The organism is Methanocella sp. MCL-LM (genome assembly GCF_049676595.1).
GTDB lineage: Archaea > Halobacteriota > Methanocellia > Methanocellales > Methanocellaceae > Methanocella_A.
In genome coordinates this window covers 2,580,883-2,600,533 of record NZ_CP187259.1, presented here as the reverse complement: position 1 = coordinate 2,600,533, position 19,651 = coordinate 2,580,883, and the positions used below count along the sequence as shown (strand labels likewise).

Here is a 19,651-nt window from a genome sequence, read left to right as displayed (position 1 = left end):
GGCCAGAGTTCCCTGGGGTGCCCAACATTTTTTTCCTGCACTCTCGTAGTAACTCAAGATAACTTGTCTTACAACAATATTTATTTACCTTGAAGCGCTTACCTGTTGGGCACCGAGGACATAAACATGGTTGTTGACGGGATATCTTACTTTAACGGTGCTGAGAAGTTCGCTGAAAAGATCAAGGGCCGGGGCTCGTTCGTGCTGCTTATGGGCAACACGGATACGGCATTTATCCCCGGCATCACTGCTGCCGGTATCAGCCCTGAGCTGACTCCTTACACTCCTCCTCTCGACGCTGAGCTGGTGGAAACCGGCCGCATTCTGACGCTCGGGGACATACCCCTGACACCCGAAGCCATTCCCACGCCGGGCCTGATCACCCGGGCGGTGGTTACCTTATCCGATTTCAGGAGGTACTACGTGGATGCGGGCATGACCATTTCACCAATCGTGCCCCACTACCGGGTTGGCGGCGTTCCTGGCAAGGATATTCGCACTGGCAAGGCGCTGAGTAATGTTCAGGAGATCATCGAGAACGCCAAGAAAGTCGGAGCCCAGATCGCTTCTGAGTCGGAATATCTTGTAATAGGGGAGTCTATCGCGGCAGGAACCACCACTGCGCTGGGCGTTCTGCTGGCCATGGGCCAGACCATGGATGGCTATACGAGCAGCAGCCTGAAGGTGAATCCCCAGTCTCTCAAGAGCTCCGTGGTCCTGGAAGGCCTGAAAAAGGCGGGCATCAGCCAGCCGGTCGATCCGATCAAGGCGATCGAAAGTGTGGGCGACCCGATGATGGCAGGCGCCATCGGCCTGATCCTCGGCGCCAAGAACGTGCCCATCATCCTCGCAGGCGGCACCCAGATGGCGGCAGTCGTTGTACTGCTATCTAAGCTGGTCGACCTCAGGAACTTCAACATCGCTCTCGCCACCACGGGCTGGGTAGCTAAAGACAGCACAGCAAACCTGTTTGGCATCCTGAAGCAGGGTGACGCGGACATCCCGGTCATGACTGCCGACCTCTCCTTCGCCCGGTCTAAGTTCGAAGGGCTGCTCGCATACGAGCGGGGCCACGTGAAAGAAGGCGTAGGTGCAGGCGGTATCTCTGTTGCTGCGATGCTTAAGGGTGTCAAGAAAGAGCAGATCGAGGATACGGTCGAGTTCATCTACTCTAAGATGGTAGGCCAGTAAAATTAAAAAGGCTCACCACGAGGCACATACTTAATTATTATGCCTCAGTGGTTCATTTTTTTCTTTACTTTTGAACGACAAACATGCCGGTGTGCAGATTTTCTGCATACTCGGGGCTCAGCGGTTCGACTGAGACTTCATCGCCGATGATGGCGCTGTTGCCCAGGGGGTCCTCGATGATCAGGGTGAACTGTACGTTGCCTGTCCTGGCATCATCGATGATCTTGAGAAGCTGATCAGCCTTCTCGACCTCTTCCTCTGCTTCGGCCCACTTGCGGGCCATGCTGACGACGGTCTCGATCCTGTCCAGCACGCCTTCCACGTTAGATATGTACGCTTCCGAAGCCGGCCCGGGCTCGATGTCGATGCCCCATTCAGGGATGCGCATTGTGCCAGAGGTGGACCTGATCACACGGTTGCACATGTGGCCTTCAGAGCATACCTTCATCGTATGCCTCAGCGGGTCGCGCTGGCTGAGGATGAGCGTGTCGGCGTACTTGAACCCGCAGGTACAGACGCTGCTGATCTCCAGCACATCGCCAAAATAAGGAATATTATCCTGGTGCGACCGCATCTCCAGGTCGCTGTGGCAGACAGGACAGCTGACTTTAGCCGTGGCAGTCGCTATTTCGTCGAGGTTCTCTTCTCTAATTTCACTCATCGCGTACCTGATAGATTTACTTACCAGTAAACTTTGTCCTGTCGACCTTGATCGACATCGGGGTAACTACGATGTGGTTCTCGTCGATGCCTGCGATGTCGCCCCTTACATCGGCTGCCACCTGCTTGAGGTCTTTCAGCGCTCTGTCTCGGGTGAGGCTGTCACCCTTGATCGGAGAGATGTTGACGATCACGATGTTGCCGTTATAGATCTCCCTCTTCAGCTCCGGGATCTGCGCGAGGCTGGACAGCTCAGCGACCCTGACGTATGTCTCTGCCGGGCCGGAACCTACTTCCCTCTCGACGCTGCCGAAGTCGATCTCGGTGTACTCTTCGCTTTCCTCAGCTGCCTTCGACCCTAGCACTTTTCCTAAAAAGCCTTTGCCTACCATGTTTATCCATCCCTGTTATTTACCTGTTTTCTGGTAATATTATTAGCATCTTGAATAATAGCTTATCGGTCCTGACTCACTTATAGCTCCAGGTTCCAGATGCGGTCACCCACGTAGTGGATAGATTTTACCGCTTTACCCTTGTTACCTGCCATCTGGTCCCCGTTGACCAGTGCCCTGCCCACTGCCAGGGGTTTGTTATGCACCTGGTCGGTGATGACGACCAGATCGCCGACGCGAATGCCCGGATCTGCTTCAACAATGCCGGGGCTCATTATGTCGGCGCCCTTCGCCACGAACTTCACGGCACCCATGTCGACGACAACCCGTTTCTTCACGGGGCGGATCTTGAGCGCTCCCCTGACTGTGGGAAACGCCTGGCCTTCTACCGAAAAGAGTAGCGGCTCGCCGTTTACCATTATAAAGTCCTGCTCTTCGTCAGTCTCCGCGATCTCCCAGGTCCTGCCTGTAAAGACCGCATCAACTTCTTCTCCAAAAGTCGCCCGAAGGTTATCGAGGATTTTTTTAATGGCATCCTCTCTCAAATGATGTCTGGCCTTGATCCTCAAAGACTTCTCTCCATTGTTGCTTTTGAGAATTGATCAGTCGTCTATATGCCTTCCGGTATAAATATGTTATAGTGTCGATCGGCAGGGTGCTGTGGGGAATTGGTGCATAATCTCGGCGATAGATGCTTCAAACTGACATAGCTTGGCGATAAGTATAAATATGCCACGCGAGATTTATCAACATCATTCATTTGCTTTGTATTTAACGGAGGTATTTTATGAGTCAGAGACCCCTTGATGTCCTGAACGAGGCTCTCAATTCTCCTGTGATCGTACGGCTGAAGGGCGGCCGTGAGTTCAGGGGCGAGCTCCAGGGCTACGATATGCATATGAACTTAGTCCTCGACAACGCAGAGGAACTTAAGGAGAACGAAGCGTCCAAGAAGCTCGGCACGATCATCGTGAGGGGCGATACGGTCGTATACGTCTCACCGTAACATTGATAAACTAGAATACAGTATTATGGCCGAAAAAGGTGAATTATAATGTCTAAGGGTACTCCATCACAGGGAAAGCGCTCCAAGCGGGTGCACACGATCTGCAGACGCTGCGGCAAGGTCTCCTTTAACTTCAACAAGAAAGTTTGTGCTTCTTGCGGTTTTGGCAGATCGGCCAAGCTCAACAAGTGGAGCTGGCACAGCCATCTGGCAAGAAAGACCTGGTAATAATTCTCGACTGCAAACTATTTGAATTATCGTAGTTCAGTACGACTAAAAACGCAAGGTGCAGGTTCAAGGTGCATGGGCTGTGAAAGATAAGTGTGGCGTAGTGGGAGTCTGGTTCGACAAAGAAAAGAACAGGGATTCCGCCGCCATATACATCTACTATGCCTTACAGGCACTGCAGCACCGGGGACAGGAATCGTCAGGCATTGCCGTGAACAACGGCAACGCTGTCCTTAATGATAAGGGCATGGGCCTGGTCACCGACTATTTTAACAGAGATCGCTTACAGCGGCTTGCCGGCTATACTGGTATCGGCCACGTACGCTACTCCACTACCGGTAGCTCCAGGCTTGAAAACTGCCAGCCTTTCATCGTATCCTACAAGAACGGCACAATAGCGCTGGCTCACAACGGCAACCTCGTCAACTACCGGGAGCTCAAGAAAGAGCTGGAAGCTGACGGCCGCGTCTTCACGTCCGACTCGGATACCGAGGTCATATCCCACCTGCTCGTCAAAGAGATGATGCGTAACGACCTCGTAGAGGCCGTCCGGGAAACGATGCGCAAGCTCGTAGGATCGTATTCTCTCGTCATCCTCGCCGGCGACAAGATCATAGGCGTAAGAGACCCGCTCGGTTTCAAGCCCCTGTGCATTGGCCGGCTCGACAACGGGTACATCATCACTTCCGAGAGTGCGGCGATCGACACGCTCAACGGCGAACTGCTGAGAGATGTGGCGCCCGGCGAAATGGTCATCCTCAGCGACAAGATCGAGAGCCACAAGCTCTTCAAGTGTAAAAATCACGCTCACTGCATGTTCGAGTTCGTGTACTTCGCCAGGCCGGACTCGATCATCGATGGCAAGCTCGTCTACCGGGTGCGGCACCGCATCGGTGAAGAGCTCGCCAAGGAATGTCCCACAAAAGCTGACTGCGTATCGCCCGTGCCCGATTCCGGGATCACCTCGGCCATCGGCTACTCGAATACCTCCGGCGTCCACTACACCGAAGGCCTCATCAAGAACAGGTACGTAGGCCGGACTTTCATCATGCCGGGCCAGGACTTACGGGAGACGGCAGTCAGGCTGAAGCTCAACACTGTCCGGGAAAACGTAGCGGGCAAAGACGTCATCCTCATCGACGACAGCATCGTCAGAGGCACCACTTCCCGGCGCATCATAGACCTCATCCGGCGCGCTGGAGCCAAGTCGGTCCACGCCCGGATCGGCAGCCCTCCGATCATCTCGCCCTGCTATCTGGGCATCGACATGGCCACCCGGGAAGAGCTCATCGCAGCCCACAAATCCATCAAGGGCGTCGAGTTCATGATCGGCGCAGACTCGCTCTACTACATCTCGCTGGAGGGGCTGGTAAAGGCTATCGGCATCGATAAAGATGACCTCTGCACAGGTTGCCTGACCGGGGTCTACCCCATCGAGATTCCGGGAGAGCGGTGCGAGTCCAGGCAGACGAAGCTGAATAACTTCGTGTGTGAGTAAAACTATATCTTCCTCTTTTCAATTTCCACCTTACTCTACCTGGTGTACGCTGCGCTGCGCGTTAACACGGAGGCTACAAAGGACACCGAGGCCACAAAGGTCATTTAAGGCCACAAAGGGGTCGTGTCAAAGGGCACTTCCTTCGTGACCTTGAAAAGCCTTCGTGTCCTCCGTGTCCTCCGTGCCCTTTGTGTTTGAGCGCAGCGCAGCGTACGCATATCATCGACCCAGGTCTACATAACGGATTAACCAGTTAGCTCCTGCCGTCACAACATCTTTAAGTTGTAGCGCACATATTAAGCTTGCACTGCGACCGGACACTCTCTGATCGACAGGTGCATACGGGAGGCTTAAACATGCCCAGGGCAACTAAAAAGAGCGAAGAAACTACTGAAGAGCAGCAGCCGACTAACCTCATCTACGAGCACATCGCGGACTACATTGTGCAGGTCTTCATCAAAGAAGACGTGAACGCATTTACCGAGTCCACCCTGATGCACGAGCTGCTCGCCTACAAGCTTAAGGACATCGCAAAGCCCCTGATGCTGGATACCATCGCCAGCGTCGCTTCCGAGCTCAAGGCCAAGAAGCAGCTGGATCTCAAGAAGAAGGTGGGCGGCATCACCCAGGTGAAGAAGATCGCCTTCCGCAGCGACGACCAGTACAACGCTTTTATCTCCCTGTTCTTCGAAGCCGTCGAGGAGAACCCCGAGTTAGTCGACTTCATCAAGAAGGAGCAGGACTTCGAGAACTTCATGCTCTACTGCATCAACGACTACCGGGAAATCTGGGAACAGTTCGCGACCGGGATCGTAGAGGACCGGCTGGCCATAGAGAGGCAGAAAGGCCTTCATGCTTACCGCAGCAGCAAGACTGATGTGCTGCAGGAAGTCCCGACCTATGCAGATTTCATCGCCGAGAGGATCGACGATGTAAAAGTTCAGGCTTAAGCCTTCTTTTTTTACTTTCAGCATCGATAGCCCAGGCCTTCGGCCTGTAATCCAATCAGAAACTCTCTGGCCGCCTGATGGCGGCTGCGGGGGAGGGTGACAGCGTTCCGGATGCGTGCCACCCTGCCTTGCCTCAACGTTGACCGGATTTAGAGTCCATAGCCCGGACTTTGCTTTATAGCATCTCCCTGCTTGATCCGTTTTAGACGCCGGTGTGCCTGCGTTTGCTTTTTACGTGTCTCCCCACGGTGGCTGTTAGAGTCCCGCACGGACTTTGCTGTTTTTCAGGTGATCTCCCTCACCCCGGCGTTTTGGCTCGGCCGCAGAGCGCGGAGTTTATACCTTATCCGCAGAAGGGACGGAGTTTAGGGTCTGCCGTGTCGACCGGACTTTATACCAGTACCGTGGTGCCAGGTTTTAGCTCGCAGGCCGGAGCCATGCCAAATTCGGATGCTGGGCATGGTACATTTGCTTTTAGGCATCTCCCTGCCCGGACCGAGTCCGTAAAAGAGTGTAATAGCTACCGCTTTATATGGTTATTGTTACAAATTTGAAAAAAGCTGCGGCTTAGATATCGCTCTTTTTAAAGTCTGCAATACCTCGCTCCAGCCCGCTCATCTCATCGTCCGATATCTCTATCGTGTACTTTAAAATCTTCAGCTCTTCGGACAACTGCTTCATTCTCACGTACATCAGAAAGATTACGCTAACGCTGATAAACCAGCCGAAACTTACGAAGAGGATTACGCTCTCATATGCCATCTCTGATACCTCGGCTTAAATTGCTCATTTACCCCACATCTTGCTAAAGCATCCTTCGGGCTGTAGCATTTCAAATATCTGGTCTGTATAGCCTAATCTTTAATTAATTTGGAATGGTATTTATTCTTTTTGTTACGGGTTTATAATTATCCAATCGTATTGCAGGGGCCTGGTGCGCAAGTGCTGTCCGGTCGAAAAATCGTCTTACTTGAATCATTTGGTGGTTCCCGTGCCGGGTTGTTCGCCTTTTGAACGCCTGCCATGGCAGGCGTTCTCTAAGGCGATTCGTACACGATCGCTGCGCTGTGCCAGAACACAGATTGCACAGATTGCACAGATTGGCACAGATGATCTTCCTTAATAAAAAATTGTACGGGAGCCTTTTCTGATTAATATTGGTAAGCCTCTGTGTAAATCTGTGCTATCTGTGCAATCTGTGTTCTGGCACAGCGCAGCGTTCGTGTTGCTGTCTCACGTCTTCTGAGCAATCCTGTAACGCACAGCACAGCGTTCGTGTACGTTCACGGGCTCACAAGCAACGTCAATTGTACAACCACTACCGGATATCTTGAATCACGAATGCTAAAAAGTTACACGAATTTGTAGCCGGCGTACGGTTATTGTACGCCAGCTTTACTCTCTGCCCCGAAGGGCGGCCTAGAATCCTAAGCCGAGGCTGAAGCCGAATACGTTCGCAATGTAGTAGAGGCCGACCGCCAGGAGGATGACGCCTGCGATCCGGCGCACGAGCCTCGTGTGGTGCGATACGGACCTGATTTTGTCCCCGATAAAGTTCGAGGAGTACGCTACGACTAGCATGGGAATTGCCAGGCCGAGCGAGTAGGCGAATAATAGAAATGCTCCGTATGCAATGGTGCCTTCCTGAGCCACTATGAGCAGGATCGAGGCCAGGATCGGGCCGATGCACGGTATCCATACGATGCCCAGGCTAATCCCGAGAAGCACGCCGCCTAATAATCCGCCTTCCTCTGCGCTGGGTAGCTGGGTCTGCGACAGCGGCAGGCGCTGCCACAGGCTCAGCAGTGCGTGCTCTACTGTCTGCGAGAGCAGGTAGAGGCCCATGATCAGGATCATGGCGCCCGAGATGATCTTGATATAGTCCATGTAGGTGAACAGAATGGACCCAATCATGGCTGAAGCTATGCCCATCGCCGTAAACGACATGGCGAGCCCAAAAACTATGGCCAGCGGAGTGAGCTTGCTCTTCTCCGTGGAGTACGCCATGACTCCGGGGAGCAGAGGCAGGACACAAGGCGACATGATGCTCGCCACGCCGGCCAGCACTGCGGTACCAATTAATACAGTTTCCACTTATTGCCCTCTCATGCGCACCGCCGCATCAAGAGCCGTCTTCAACGCGTCTTTCTGGGTCAGCCCGAGGAACTTTGAGCCCGCGATACTGGTGGAAGTGCTACCGTCCTTGTCGACGTAGGTATATTGCCCGTCAGCTTTCCTCGCTATGACGTTGATCTGGGGCACGCCGGAAACCTGGAAACTCCTCGCCAGATCTCTGCTCTCTGCGACGTCCACGAAGAAGAACGTCACTTTGCCCTCGTAGTCAGTAGCAAGCGCTTCGGAGATTGGCCTCTGATCTTTGCAGTAGGTGCACTGTTTGGATTCGAACTCAACGAACACAGGGCCTGACGCCAGCGCGTTATCGATGTCTGCCATGGTTACTTTGCCAGATGTTATGGCTGTTGTGGTTTCCATGGTCCCGGTGGCCGTGTTTTGCTGCGCAAATGCCATGCCGCCCAGGAGCATCGTGAAAACGACGGCTGATACGATCAGTACTGTTGTTCTACGATTTGCTGTCATCAGACCGATGTAGCCTTATAATTTATAATCTTTTTGTAATCGATCCGGTGAATATATAATTAAAAGTCCACGTTTAAAAGTGAACCCGGTAAAACGGCAGACTATACTTTCAATTGATCAATATATCGCAGTCTCGCCGATCTGACTCCTGATTCGTGCGGCCGGCGAACAGGCCATATATTACTAACTCCCTGCAGGCCATTCGGGGGTGGTTCAGTACCTGTTGCCTTAAATCGCTATGCACCAGGCCCTGAATATGCTATTACATGCCATTACTGCCTATTTTACAATTTGAGGCCGTTATAACGCGTGTTTTCGCAGAAAGTTGATAAATAGAAGTACCAAAAATATGTCCGAGTGATTTTAATTTGGAGTTGGGTAGCAGGATGAAACGTATCCTGATCGTATATGACACGAAAGGCGGGTCTACCTGGGAGATCATCGGCTGGATCCGGGATGGGGCTGTTGCGCAGGGCGCATCAGTGGACATTAAAAGCGTCCGGGAAGTAAATACTCTAGACTATGACCTGATAGTAACCGGCTCGCCAATCTACGGCGAGCAGCCAATGGGCAGCATCACAAAGTTTCTCACCCGCAGCGACCTGGCGAACAAGAACATCGCTCTGTTCGTCGTCTGCTTCGCGGGCGTGTTCGGCCTCAGGAACTTCATGGTGCGGAGATACCTCGACGAGATGCGAAGCGTCTGCAAAGGCCACGTCGTCTCCGAGACGTCGTTCGACGCAGCCACCGGGCCCTGGCGCAAGCTCAACCGGGAAATCTGCTACGACTACGGCCGGGAGATTGCCGGTGCCCCGGTTAGGCGGCCCAAAGTCGTCGGGACTGCGTAAGTTAATCTTCATCTGCCGTGGCGACTACCGTACTTCCAGCTATAACAATCCGAGCTTCTATTTTCCCACGGCGGCACGGCTCCTTATTATGACAACTGGTGGGCAGAGGTTTTAACCACGGCGGCACAACGACACGGCGACGATTCGAGAAGCGATGGCTGGATGGTTATTTGAACCACGGCGGCACAATGACACGGCGACGATTCGAGAAGCGATGGCTGGATGGTTATTTGAACCACGGCGGCACAATGACACGGCGACGATTCGAGAAGCGATGGCTGGATGGTTATTTGAACCACGGCGGCACAATGACACGGCGACGATTCGAGAAGCGATGGCTGGATGGTTATTTGAACCACGGCGGCACAATGACACGGCGACGATTCGAGAAGCGATGGCTGGATGGTTATTTGAACCACGGCGGCACAACGACACGGCGACGACCCGTACCCGAATAGCAAGGCACTCTTTTTAGATCCACGGCGGCACGGAGACAACCATGATCTACTTCCGTCAGGCTATTGATCGAAAGTCAGGCTGAGACGATTGAGTAGTAAACATATGGTTAATGCTCTGTCTTAGTGTCGCCGTGGACCTAAAAAGGAGTTCACTTATACCGGTTCACCACTGTCTTGGTGTCGCCGTGCCGCTGTGGTTTTATTTACCACTGGCTCGTCGTGGATCGCCTTGTCTTGGTGTCGCCGTGCCGCCGTGGTTCAAATGTTTGATTTCCAGTTGCCAGGATTAAGGGCTGTGCCGCCGTGGTTCGAGTCACCATATCCATTGCAGTTTTTATTGTGATCCTCTGAATACCAATAGAAAAATAGTTAGAGGTACTCTAGCCCGTTCATGTAGGGCCTGAGTGCCTCAGGTATCAGGACTGAACCATCTTTCTGCTGGTTGTTCTCCAGGATTGCCCGCATAGCCCTGGATGTCGCGATGGCCGTCGAGTTGAGGGTGTGGAGGTACCGCTTGGTCTCGAAGTCCTTGGGGTCTCTGACCTTGATGTTGAGCCTCGTGGCCTGGTAGGCGGTGCAGTTGGAGCAGGAGACGACTTCCTTGTACGCGTTCTCCCGGGGCATCCAGACCTCGATGTCGTACTTCTTGGCCGCCACGGTGCCGATGTCGCCGGTGCAGATGTTGACGACATGGTAAGGCAGGCCGAGCTGCTGGAAGACTGCTTCTGCGTTGGCGAGCAGCTCTTCGTGGATCTGCCAGGAGTCCTCGGGCTTGCAGAAGACGAACTGCTCGATCTTGTGGAACTGGTGGACCCTGAACAGGCCTTTGGTATCGAGGCCGTGGGCGCCGATCTCCCTGCGGAAGCAGGGCGATATGCCGGCTAACCTCAATGGCAGGTCTTTCTCTTCGAAGATCTCGCCCTGGAACATGGCACCGATAGGGTGTTCGCTCGTGGCGATCAGGTACATGTCGTCGCCGTCGATCTTGTACATGACCTTCTCGAAGTCGCCCAGGTCAGTCACGCCTTCGTAGGACTTGCGGTTCATCATGTACGGCGGGGTCACCGGGGTAAAGCCTCTCTTGACCAGCAGGTCCATGGCGAACCTCTGTACGGCCATGTCCAGCAGCACCAGGTTGCCCTTGAGGAAATAGAAGCCTGCTCCCGCAACCTTGGCCGCCCGCTCGAAGTCGGCCCAGCCGTGCTCTACAGCCAGCAGCCCGTGGTTCTTGATCTCGAAGTCGGGCTGGCGGGGTTCGCCCCAGCGCTTGACCTCCACGTTCTCCGTGTCGTCCTTGCCGATGGGGACTGAGTCGTCCAGAATGTTCGGCAGGCGCATCAGGTAGTAGTGGACCTTGTTCCGGCACTCTTCCATCTCGGTTTCCGCGTCCTTGATCTGCCGGGGAATGTCCTTGGCTTCGGCCATCAGGGCAGAGGCGTCCTTACCGGCCTTCCGGGCCTCGTTGATCTCCCTGGATATTTCGTTGCGCCTGCGGCGCAGATCGTCTACTCTGACCTGCATGGCCCGGGCTTGAGCATCCTTCGCGAGCAAGTCATCTACCCACGCGAGCTTCTCGAGATCGTTACGCTTGCGGAGATCTGCCCTGATCACGTCGGGGCTTTCTCTCACGAACCTGATGTCCAGCATTATACATTCCTTCCATCTGAATAGCGGCAGGGCCGCGACAATATTACAACAAACGTCAACACATAAGGCTTTTACGTTTAATGGACCTCCGGGCGGCCCAGGAGCCGGCCCAGAACTTTCCTCGCCACCGGCACTTTGACCGAAACTGCCCTCTCCGGGCAAAGCTCCTGGCAACAGTAGCACCTGATACACTTACGGTAGTCGATCTTCGGCATGCGGCCGCCGGAGAAGAACATAGCTTTAGGCGGGCAGTCGCGTGCGCAGACGCCGCATTTCCTGCATCTCTGGGCATCGATCACGGGCTTCGTGGCCACCAGCCGGCTGGCCAGGTTTAGCAGCGGCGCCGGCACCCGGGACATGTCCATCGTCGCCGCCAGCTTGAAGTCCTTTACCCTTACGGTGGCAGGGTCTTCTCCGCGGACGACGATCTCGTCCAGGCTCCCGGGCCCCAGGTTCCTGTCTGCAGCGCGCTTCACCGTCGGCACGGCCAGCGGATCCATGCCCACTATGTATGTAGCCAGGAAATCGAGGGCTGTGCAGCTCTTGCTCGCCAGTACAAGGCCGATCTGCCGGGGATTACCTGCTGATGGCCCCCGGCCTTCCATGCCGACTACTGCATCCATGATCACCAGGTCCGGGCGGCGCATCTCGTGCAGGTCGAGGAGGAGCTCGGCAAACAGCATCACGTCCCGGCCCGTGTGCAGGTGGTACTCCGTCTTCATGATGCCGGGTATGTACCCGTATAATAGCTTGACTGCGCCCGTGTAATACGTGAGCTGGTGGGTCTTCAGCTTGGGCAGAGCGATGATCACGTCAGCGTCTCGTACTGCCTTTGCGATTGTAAACTTTTTATACGTCCTGGCAGCGTCTGACGTCGCCTCGACCGTCTCGTCTTCGAAGCTCACGATCCCGCAGCCGGTCTCGTCCGCCACCGCCTGCATACCAGTATTCTTCATCAGCGCCTTAATCGAGCCGGGCGTATTCCTGCCTCCGGGCGAATCTCCAAGTACAGGAATGCCCCCGATCTCCTGCACCATCCGAACTACGGCTTTTACCATCGCCGGATGAGTAGTCGTGGCATCCTCGGGCTTCTTCGAGGAGAGCAGGTTGAGCTTAAGCAGTACTCTGTCCCCTTTCTTGACCACGCTTTCAAGGCCCCCGAGAGGCTTGAGGCTCTCTTCGATGGCAGCTCTGACTTTTTCATCCTCGTAATCTTCGCATTTCTTGACTGAGACTTCGTAGGTCATTCGAATCCTGCACTGAATAGTGGGCGAGCCTGATAATATTCTTTATCTGCGAAAGTTTTTTCACGCATAGCGAGCTACTCGTACATTAACACATTGGGGCATTCCTATCATGGCCATCCACTTCGACAAGAGAGTCACGGAGATCAACATCTCAGGCATACGCAAGATGTTCGAGGGCGCAGGCCCCGGAGCGATCAATCTCGGCCTCGGCCAGCCTGACTTCGACACGCCGCAGCACATCAAAGCCGCCGCCATCCAGGCGATCAACGAGGGCTTCACCGGCTACACCCACAACATGGGCATACCGGAGCTGCGGGAAGCGCTGGCGGCCAAGTTCAGGAAGGAGAACGGCCTGACTTACGGGCCCGGCGAAATCATGATCACAGCCGGAGCGAGCGAGGCTATTCACATCGCCTTACAGGCGCTGTGCGGCTCCGGCGACGAAGTGATCGTGCCCGACCCGGGATTCGTATCCTACGCCACGCTGACAAAGCTGGCCGACGCAAAACCTGTGGGAGTGCCGCTCGGGGACGCGCTGAAGTACGACCCCGAGAAGCTGAAGGAGTACGTCACTAAAAAGACCCGGGTTATCGTGCTTAACTCTCCGTCCAACCCGACGGGCATGATCCAGTCGAAGGCCGAGGTAAAGGCGATCGCAGAAATCGCTGAGGACCACGATATCACAGTCCTCTCCGACGAGGTGTACGAGCATTTCATCTACGACGGCGTCCACGTCAGCCCCGGGCAGTTTTCGGATAACGTCATCACTGTAAACGCCACGTCGAAGACCTACGCGATGACCGGCTGGCGCATCGGCTACATCGCTGCGAGGCCGGAATACACGGAGCAGATGCTGAAAGTCCACCAGAACGTGGTGGCCTGCGCCTGCTCGATCTCCCAGAAGGCCGCCCTCGCAGCAATAACCGGTCCCCAGGAATCGGTGGGCGTGATGAGGGACGAGTTCAAGAGAAGACGGGACTACCTGGTCCGTGAGCTGCACGGGATGGGTGTGGACTGCGTGAAACCCCTGGGTGCCTTCTACGCGTTCCCCAAAGTCGGGGACGAAACCGGCATCGCTGCCGAGCTGATCAATAAGGGCGTGATCAGCACGCCGGGCACGGCGTTCGGCCAGTATGGAAAAGGCTATCTGAGACTCTGCTACGCGACCTCGATGCCCAACCTCGAGAAAGCGGTCTCGATAATGAAAACGGTTTTCCGCTAAAATCGGGTGAGCGGGGCATTAGCCCCTTCACCTTTTGGACAGCCCAGCTTGATTACTCTGTCGGTCTCTTCTTGGAGCCCCTCTCCAGCAGTGCCGAAACATTTTGCGTACCTATGCCCAGCGGCTCGCCCAGGTCCGACTTGGGGACTCCCTGAATATAGCTGTGCCTTGCCGGTGGCGTCTCGTTTATCCCGGGCGTCGCGTTCGATGTTCTGACCTGCATCTTCATGATCGGCGTTGGAGTGATCTTTTTAGGCATCGGCGAGACCTTCATCGTTGGGCTTGCAGCCTGTGCCTTTTCTCCGCCAGTCGCACCTTTCAGCGCATCTGAGTATGCCAACGCAGCAGGAGCCAACAGCAGCCCAAGTACTGCGATACCTAAGACTATCATGGACACTAACTTCACGTTCATGTTCCATCCCCATCCAGCCTTTAGTATGGTAAGTATAAAAAATAAGGGGCGTCAATAGTGCGAACGGGTTTACTGGACAACGGCAGCGTGTTCCTTTATCCACGCTTTCACCTTGAGCACGTCTTTCTCTTTCTCTTTCGTCTCCAGCATTATATCAAACGCCAGGCCTTCAAGCGATTTTACGAAACTCCAGAAGTCCGATGGGTCTACCGGCAGGTGAGTGCCTTTGGTCGGCAGGGTCGTGGAATAGTGAAGCACGGGAAACGTACTGGCGGCTCGCCAGGTATAGAGAAAGCTGTCGGTAATCTCCCGGGCCCGCAGCTTTTCCTCCAGCGGATTGACCCTGTAGTGGGCGATGTCAAAAAGCAGCGGTATATCCGTTTCCCTGTTGATCTGCCTGAGCTCGGCAACCGTACCGATCTTGCCCGGGTGCTCCTCGTTCTCCAGGCGGAGCAGCTTAAAAATGTCTTCTTCCAGCGAGGTCACCACTGTTATAAACCTCTGTATAGCGGCTTCCCGCTCACCATACGCTCCTCCTGCATGTAGCTCAATGTGGTTACCGCCTCCGCTGTACCGGTCGAAAAGCTGCAGGCACCGAAGCTCGTCGATCGACTTTTCCAGGACCTCCCTGTTAGGGCTGTTCAAGATGCAGTAATACGTGACATGGAAACATGTCCGGATATTAAGCTTCCTGAACAGGTCTCCGAGCGCTCTGATCTCGTCCCTCGCTTCCTCGATCGACTCGAGGCTCTCCCTGGGCGATATGTTCGCGGGGATGCGGTAGAAGTCGATACCGAGGCGGGAAACAAAGCGGGCAACAGCTTTTAAGCGCTCGACAGTTTCGGCGGCGCTCTTCTTACTGGTCACCGGCAGCAGGCGCTTATCGAACGGTATCGCTGCAAAGCCGATTCTCAATACTGATCAGCTCTTGCCGCCTTTCCGGCCGATGTCCTCGAAAAACTCGCTACCATGGCGGGATGAAGTACTGCGGCCTCCCCGGGAGCCGATCTCCCTGTGGAAGCCACTGCCGTAACGCTCCTTGGCCGTACGCGCCGCTTTTCTGCCCCCTTCTACTCTGCCCGGGTCCTTTTCAGATGCCATAATATCACGCTAAAAACTCTGCGAGCATGGGAATAATGCTTGCCTACCGATAATGCGGATGAAAAAGACCAGATTGGCTTCTCGCTTAATTGTGATATCCAGGCTATCCTCTATCCTGCATCGTTTTACCACAAACTTGAAAATACCTGCCACCCTTTATCGAATGTATTGCTGGTAGCATGTCGTCAGGGATTCTAATGCTCGATTGTGACAGCCTGGTCATCGGCGCCGGGTTGGCAGGGCTGGTAGCTGCGCTTCGCCTGAAAGGAAAAACGATCGTTGTATCCGCAGGTATGGGAGCCACAGCCATCTCTAGCGGAGTCTTTTCTTCCCCATGCCGCGACCCTGAAGTCGATCGGTGGTTCCTGGGTGCGATGAGAGAATCCGGCTGCCGGTACACAGAAGGCTGCTGCTTGACTGATCTGGTGGCATCTAAAGCGGGGCTGGTACAGGAAACTATGGACTTTCACGGTGAACAGCCCGTTGTAGTCTCGCTCGATGGTGCTGCCCCTGCGGGCACCAGAACCCTTGACATTCCCCGGTTCAGGGGACGATCCTGTACCGAGATCGCCAAACTACTCGATACTGACGATGGAGCTGTAGATCTGCTTTCGGCTGCGCTGGAGGATGTTAGGGCTCCTGCAATCCTCGTGCCGCCGGTGCTTGGGATTGCCCGGGCAGAAGTGATTCACAGGTCTGTCGAAAAGGTATCTGGCGCGAAGGTCTTCGAGTACGTGACGGCGCCATCCGTGCACGGGCTGCGGCTGCTCGGGGCTCTGAGGAAGCTGGCAGACAGCCGGAAAGACATTACGGTGCTGGATATGTCCCGGGTCGACGGCGTAGAGGGTGTCATCCGAGGTCACATGGGCACGAAGGGCAAGCGAGAATTTACCGTCGATGCATCGAAACTTATCGTTGCCACCGGCGGGCCGCTGACCGGCTTGCGGATGGAGGGCGACAGGGTGATAGAGCCTTTCACAGGCCAGGTAGTCGGCGATGCAGACTCGGGCTTCGATTTCAGGTTCCTCGCCGATCATCCGCTCATGTACCACGGTATCGGGCTGAAGCCTGAAGTACGGGCGCCATGTAAGACTATCCGGGCTGCGGGAGCCGTAGCAGTCGGCTTTGGACTGTATGAAGCGTTACGGACAGGCTACTATGCGGGGTCAATATGAGTGGCAGAGAACTGATGACCGGGGAGATGTGCGTCAAGTGCGGCCTCTGCGAAGCGGTCTGCCCGTCGAGGCTGAGCTCGCTACGATCGCTCGACCTCGATCGATCGGGGGTGCTGCCGGAGGAAATCGTCAACTGCACCACGTGTAACAGGTGCGTGGCATCATGCCCTCGCAATGTTCCGATCACCAAGGCGATCGAGCGGATGCGCCGCTCGCTGACCACTCCTGGCTACGGCGAGACGCTGGCGAACATATCTACCTACGGGACTTCTATCGTGCCGTCATCACCGTGTAATGTAGATGTAAAAAGCTGTAAAGTGGCCTATTTTGCGGGATGTCTGACCAACCACCGGCTCCGTGACATCGGGGCTGCCGTCGAGTATACGCTGGACTACCTGGGCATCGAGTACACCCGCATTCCCGAAGTGTGCTGCGGCTCGCCGCTAAACCGCATCGGCAGGTTCGACCTTGCCCGGAAGATGCTCGAGAAAAATCTCGCCATGCTGCGGGCACAGGGGGTAGAAACCGTCATCACTTCATGCCCCGGGTGCACATCCACGCTGCTGGAGTACCAGGACGAGTTCGAAATTCTGCACTATCTCGACCTGTACGACCGGCACCGGATGTACGCGGACGTCAGCAGAGACGACCTTGTTGCCACCCTGCAGTTCCCCTGCCACCTCTACCGAAATGTATCCCCGTACACGATGGTCGTCGCAGAGCAGATCCTATCCGCCATGTACGATTACCGGCGGCTGCCCGAAGCGGACCGGTGCTGCGGCGCCGGAGGCGGAGTACGCCGAAACGATCTTGCGCTGTCCAGGCAGCTGAAAGCCAGAAAGGTCGACGATATCAGGGCGCTGGCGCCGGATATCGTGATCACCACATGCCCCCAGTGCAAAGTGCATTTGTCAGAGGATGTGCCTGGGATCGAAGATTTATCTGTGGTGCTGGCGAAAGCACTTGGCTTCAATGGTAAATAGTAGTGCCTATGAGCCCTGGGGAGGAATACGAACGCTGCGCTGTGCCAGATCACAGATTCTGGCAGATTGCACTGATTTCACAGATACGACTTTAAGAATTAATGATAATTCATCCATCATTTTTGATCCAGAAGCTATCTGTGTAATCTGTGGCATCTGTCGTAATCTGTGATCTGGCACAGCGCAGCGTTCGTGTTGCTGTCTCACGTCGTCTGAGCAATCTGAAACGTACGGCGCAGCGTTCGTCTTGCCGGATCGCTTTTCAGAAAAGGGTCTAGCCCCATTTTGTCAATATTTCTTCCCGCTTGAAGAGCGCGGTTCCCGCTCGTATCAGGACTATGTCGAGGATCAGCAGCCCTATGCTTACCAATATCAGCGTGAGGATGTCCAGCGAGATCATGCCGAACAGCTGGAGTACGAACACGGCCATGATGGGTACGACGATCACGGCACTGACCTGCTGGGAGGCCCGGACGTCTGTCATGCGGGAGGATACGAGGACTGTGGCGTATACTGACAGGATGGCGAGCAGTGGCGCAGTGATGAAAACTGCGATCAGCCAGATGCCGTTGGGCAGCAGGATGTACCCGAAAGAGTTCAGGGTGGCCACGTCGATGAGCACCGTGTAGATCAGGAACGAGAGCCAGGTGATCAGGACTGCAGGGATGACGGCGGCCATTGTTTTGCCGAACAGGATGTCCTGCGACGATACTGGCGTTGCCAGCAGAGGCTCCAGCGTGCCGTTCTTCTTCTCTCCTACCATGCTGTAAGAGGAGATGAGCGTGGGCATCAGCCCGGGCATCAGGAGGTAGAACGGCAGATTGCTCTGGACCAGGAAATAAACGACAATCTGGCGGGGCGACAGGGCTTCGAAGTTGGGCACATGGCCGAATAGCATGGCTACGTCACCCTTGGTCAGGTTCATCGGTATGGTCAGCAGGTAGATTAGAGGGATCGCTATCGAGAAGATGAGCGGAAAGCTCGCCATAGTAGACAGGATGTACCTGTTCTTCCGCAGCTCTTCCAGCTCTTTGAACACGATGGTGGCAGCGTCAAAGTTCACATCGATCACCGATCAGCTTGATGTATACATCTTCCATGGAGTGCCGCAGCTCACCTACTGAACGTATCCTGCCACCGGCGCGGATAATCTCATTGATAATATCCGGGCAGTGCCGGTCGGGATCGCTGACCTGCAGAATAATCCGGTCGTCATTCTTTTCGATAGCTTCCACCATGGACATATGGGACACCGCCTTGTAAACCGAAGGGATGACTTCTTCCAGCCGGACCACCAGCTTCCGCCCGTATACGCTGTCCTTGAGCGATCCCGGGCTGCCAGCATAGAGGATCCTGCGGTTGATGATAGCGACAGTATCGCAAAGCCGCTCTGCCTCGTCCAGGTTATGGGTACACAGGAAGATCGTCCTGCCCTCCTTTTTCAGGCTCAGGATCGCATCTCTCACAACTCTCGCCGACTCAGGGTCAAGGCCTGCGGTAGGCTCGTCCAGGAACAACACTTCGGGCTCGTGCATCAGGCAACGGATCAGCGCCAGCTTCTGCCGCATGCCTTTGGAAAAGCCTCCGACCACCCGGTCTTTCTTATCGTACAGGCCGAAGAGTTTCAGGTACCTCTCGATAGCCTCGTTTGCCTTCCTCCGGTCCACGTGGTACAGGTCTGCGAAAAAGCGGAGATTTTTTCGGACTGTGAGAGTTTCGTAAAAGCCGGGGCTCTCGGTCAGGATGCCTACTCGTCTCCTGATTAAAGCTGCTGACTTCCTGTCTCTGATATCGTAGCCGCATATTGTTGCAGTACCACTTGAAGGGCTGATAAGGCAGGTGAGCATTCGCACGGTCGTGGTCTTACCGGCGCCGTTAGGTCCTAAAAATCCGAAGACTTCGCCTTTTCCGACGCTGATGGAGACACCTTCCACGGCCGCTGAATTACCAAAACGTCTGCCGAGCGACGAAGTCTCAATCACCATGACCACAAGATGATAAGCTATCACTAAATATATAAATATTGACAAATAAA

The 19,651-nt window shown here is 54.9% G+C and carries 22 protein-coding genes; 9 read left to right on the top strand and 13 right to left on the bottom strand.

The genetic code is table 11. The annotated features are described in order from the left end of the window. Positions 1 to 105: 105 nt before the first annotated feature. The gene (gene cobT / locus ACPLPM_RS13315) at positions 106 to 1,191 is read left to right on the top strand and encodes a nicotinate mononucleotide-dependent phosphoribosyltransferase CobT (RefSeq protein ID WP_424357262.1); all 1,086 of its coding nucleotides are present in this window, start codon (positions 106 to 108) and stop codon (positions 1,189 to 1,191) included. A gap of 64 nt (positions 1,192 to 1,255) precedes the next feature. Here the strand turns inward: cobT and ACPLPM_RS13310 are convergent, their stop codons facing one another. The 3 genes from ACPLPM_RS13310 to ACPLPM_RS13300 form a co-directional block, all read right to left on the bottom strand. Then, positions 1,256 to 1,852, bottom strand: coding sequence for a ZPR1 zinc finger domain-containing protein (locus ACPLPM_RS13310; protein ID WP_424357261.1), 597 nt, complete (start codon positions 1,850 to 1,852; stop codon positions 1,256 to 1,258). Positions 1,853 to 1,868: 16 nt separating this feature from the next. Continuing rightward, positions 1,869 to 2,243, bottom strand: a complete 375-nt coding sequence (locus tag ACPLPM_RS13305; RefSeq protein ID WP_424357260.1) for a cell division protein SepF — start codon at positions 2,241 to 2,243, stop codon at positions 1,869 to 1,871. 80 nt (positions 2,244 to 2,323) lie between these two features. Then, positions 2,324 to 2,812: an RNA-binding protein gene (locus ACPLPM_RS13300; protein WP_424357259.1), complete on the bottom strand. Its 489-nt coding sequence runs from the start codon at positions 2,810 to 2,812 to the stop codon at positions 2,324 to 2,326. A gap of 218 nt (positions 2,813 to 3,030) precedes the next feature. Between ACPLPM_RS13300 and ACPLPM_RS13295 the strand changes: the two genes are divergently transcribed. The 4 genes from ACPLPM_RS13295 (at position 3,031) to ACPLPM_RS13280 (ending at position 5,925) form a co-directional block, all read left to right on the top strand. After that, on the top strand, positions 3,031 to 3,249 hold the full coding sequence (locus ACPLPM_RS13295; protein WP_424357258.1) for an LSm family protein: 219 nt from the start codon (positions 3,031 to 3,033) through the stop codon (positions 3,247 to 3,249). Positions 3,250 to 3,297: 48 nt separating this feature from the next. Continuing rightward, on the top strand, positions 3,298 to 3,477 hold the full coding sequence (locus ACPLPM_RS13290; RefSeq protein WP_424357257.1) for a 50S ribosomal protein L37e: 180 nt from the start codon (positions 3,298 to 3,300) through the stop codon (positions 3,475 to 3,477). A gap of 82 nt (positions 3,478 to 3,559) precedes the next feature. Then, a complete protein-coding gene (gene purF / locus ACPLPM_RS13285) occupies positions 3,560 to 4,975 on the top strand; it encodes an amidophosphoribosyltransferase (protein ID WP_424357256.1) in 1,416 nt (471 codons plus the stop codon). A 356-nt stretch (positions 4,976 to 5,331) separates the two neighbouring features. Further along, positions 5,332 to 5,925, top strand: coding sequence for a hypothetical protein (locus ACPLPM_RS13280; RefSeq protein WP_424357255.1), 594 nt, complete (start codon positions 5,332 to 5,334; stop codon positions 5,923 to 5,925). A 567-nt stretch (positions 5,926 to 6,492) separates the two neighbouring features. Here the strand turns inward: ACPLPM_RS13280 and ACPLPM_RS13275 are convergent. The 3 genes from ACPLPM_RS13275 to ACPLPM_RS13265 all read right to left on the bottom strand — a co-directional run bounded on the left by ACPLPM_RS13275 (position 6,493) and on the right by ACPLPM_RS13265 (position 8,523). Further along, positions 6,493 to 6,687: a hypothetical protein gene (locus ACPLPM_RS13275; protein ID WP_424357254.1), complete on the bottom strand. Its 195-nt coding sequence runs from the start codon at positions 6,685 to 6,687 to the stop codon at positions 6,493 to 6,495. 657 nt (positions 6,688 to 7,344) lie between these two features. After that, entirely contained in the window at positions 7,345 to 8,019 is a 675-nt protein-coding gene (locus ACPLPM_RS13270) for a cytochrome c biogenesis CcdA family protein (RefSeq protein ID WP_424357253.1), read from the bottom strand. Continuing rightward, positions 8,020 to 8,523: a thioredoxin family protein gene (locus tag ACPLPM_RS13265; RefSeq protein WP_424357252.1), complete on the bottom strand. Its 504-nt coding sequence runs from the start codon at positions 8,521 to 8,523 to the stop codon at positions 8,020 to 8,022. It lies immediately after the preceding gene. A gap of 368 nt (positions 8,524 to 8,891) precedes the next feature. Here ACPLPM_RS13265 and ACPLPM_RS13260 point away from each other — a divergent pair, with 368 nt between their 5' ends. Further along, positions 8,892 to 9,371, top strand: a complete 480-nt coding sequence (locus tag ACPLPM_RS13260; protein ID WP_424357251.1) for a flavodoxin domain-containing protein — start codon at positions 8,892 to 8,894, stop codon at positions 9,369 to 9,371. Positions 9,372 to 10,198: 827 nt separating this feature from the next. Here ACPLPM_RS13260 and serS read toward each other — a convergent pair. After that, a complete protein-coding gene (gene serS / locus ACPLPM_RS13255) occupies positions 10,199 to 11,476 on the bottom strand; it encodes a serine--tRNA ligase (protein ID WP_424357250.1) in 1,278 nt (425 codons plus the stop codon). 77 nt (positions 11,477 to 11,553) lie between these two features. Next, entirely contained in the window at positions 11,554 to 12,723 is a 1,170-nt protein-coding gene (locus ACPLPM_RS13250) for a DUF362 domain-containing protein (RefSeq protein ID WP_424357249.1), read from the bottom strand. Between the two features lie 109 nt (positions 12,724 to 12,832). Between ACPLPM_RS13250 and ACPLPM_RS13245 the strand changes: the two genes are divergently transcribed. Continuing rightward, positions 12,833 to 13,945 (top strand): pyridoxal phosphate-dependent aminotransferase, encoded by a 1,113-nt coding sequence (locus ACPLPM_RS13245; RefSeq protein ID WP_424357248.1) that lies wholly within the window; start codon positions 12,833 to 12,835, stop codon positions 13,943 to 13,945. 52 nt (positions 13,946 to 13,997) lie between these two features. Here the strand turns inward: ACPLPM_RS13245 and ACPLPM_RS13240 are convergent, their stop codons facing one another. The 3 genes from ACPLPM_RS13240 to ACPLPM_RS13230 all read right to left on the bottom strand — a co-directional run bounded on the left by ACPLPM_RS13240 (position 13,998) and on the right by ACPLPM_RS13230 (position 15,458). Next, positions 13,998 to 14,357, bottom strand: coding sequence for a hypothetical protein (locus ACPLPM_RS13240; protein ID WP_424357247.1), 360 nt, complete (start codon positions 14,355 to 14,357; stop codon positions 13,998 to 14,000). 69 nt (positions 14,358 to 14,426) lie between these two features. Beyond that, a complete protein-coding gene (locus tag ACPLPM_RS13235) occupies positions 14,427 to 15,272 on the bottom strand; it encodes a UV damage endonuclease UvsE (protein WP_424357246.1) in 846 nt (281 codons plus the stop codon). 6 nt (positions 15,273 to 15,278) lie between these two features. Further along, the gene (locus ACPLPM_RS13230; RefSeq protein WP_424357245.1) at positions 15,279 to 15,458 is read right to left on the bottom strand and encodes a hypothetical protein; all 180 of its coding nucleotides are present in this window, start codon (positions 15,456 to 15,458) and stop codon (positions 15,279 to 15,281) included. 197 nt (positions 15,459 to 15,655) lie between these two features. Here ACPLPM_RS13230 and ACPLPM_RS13225 point away from each other — a divergent pair, with 197 nt between their 5' ends. Further along, the gene (locus ACPLPM_RS13225) at positions 15,656 to 16,633 is read left to right on the top strand and encodes an FAD-dependent oxidoreductase (RefSeq protein WP_424357244.1); all 978 of its coding nucleotides are present in this window, start codon (positions 15,656 to 15,658) and stop codon (positions 16,631 to 16,633) included. Beyond that, positions 16,630 to 17,616 (top strand): (Fe-S)-binding protein, encoded by a 987-nt coding sequence (locus tag ACPLPM_RS13220; protein WP_424357243.1) that lies wholly within the window; start codon positions 16,630 to 16,632, stop codon positions 17,614 to 17,616. The genes ACPLPM_RS13225 and ACPLPM_RS13220 overlap by 4 nt, the downstream gene beginning before the upstream one ends. A 274-nt stretch (positions 17,617 to 17,890) precedes the next feature. On the opposite strand, the gene ACPLPM_RS13215 is transcribed toward ACPLPM_RS13220, so the two are convergent. Together ACPLPM_RS13215 and ACPLPM_RS13210 are read right to left on the bottom strand one after the other, a co-directional pair. Next, positions 17,891 to 18,679 carry an ABC transporter permease subunit gene (locus ACPLPM_RS13215; protein WP_424357242.1) on the bottom strand — a complete coding sequence of 263 codons (789 nt, stop codon included), beginning with the start codon at positions 18,677 to 18,679 and terminating at the stop codon, positions 17,891 to 17,893. Further along, a complete protein-coding gene (locus ACPLPM_RS13210; protein WP_424359988.1) occupies positions 18,669 to 19,601 on the bottom strand; it encodes an ATP-binding cassette domain-containing protein in 933 nt (310 codons plus the stop codon). Before ACPLPM_RS13210 ends, ACPLPM_RS13215 begins: the two co-directional genes overlap by 11 nt. Positions 19,602 to 19,651 lie beyond the last annotated feature (50 nt).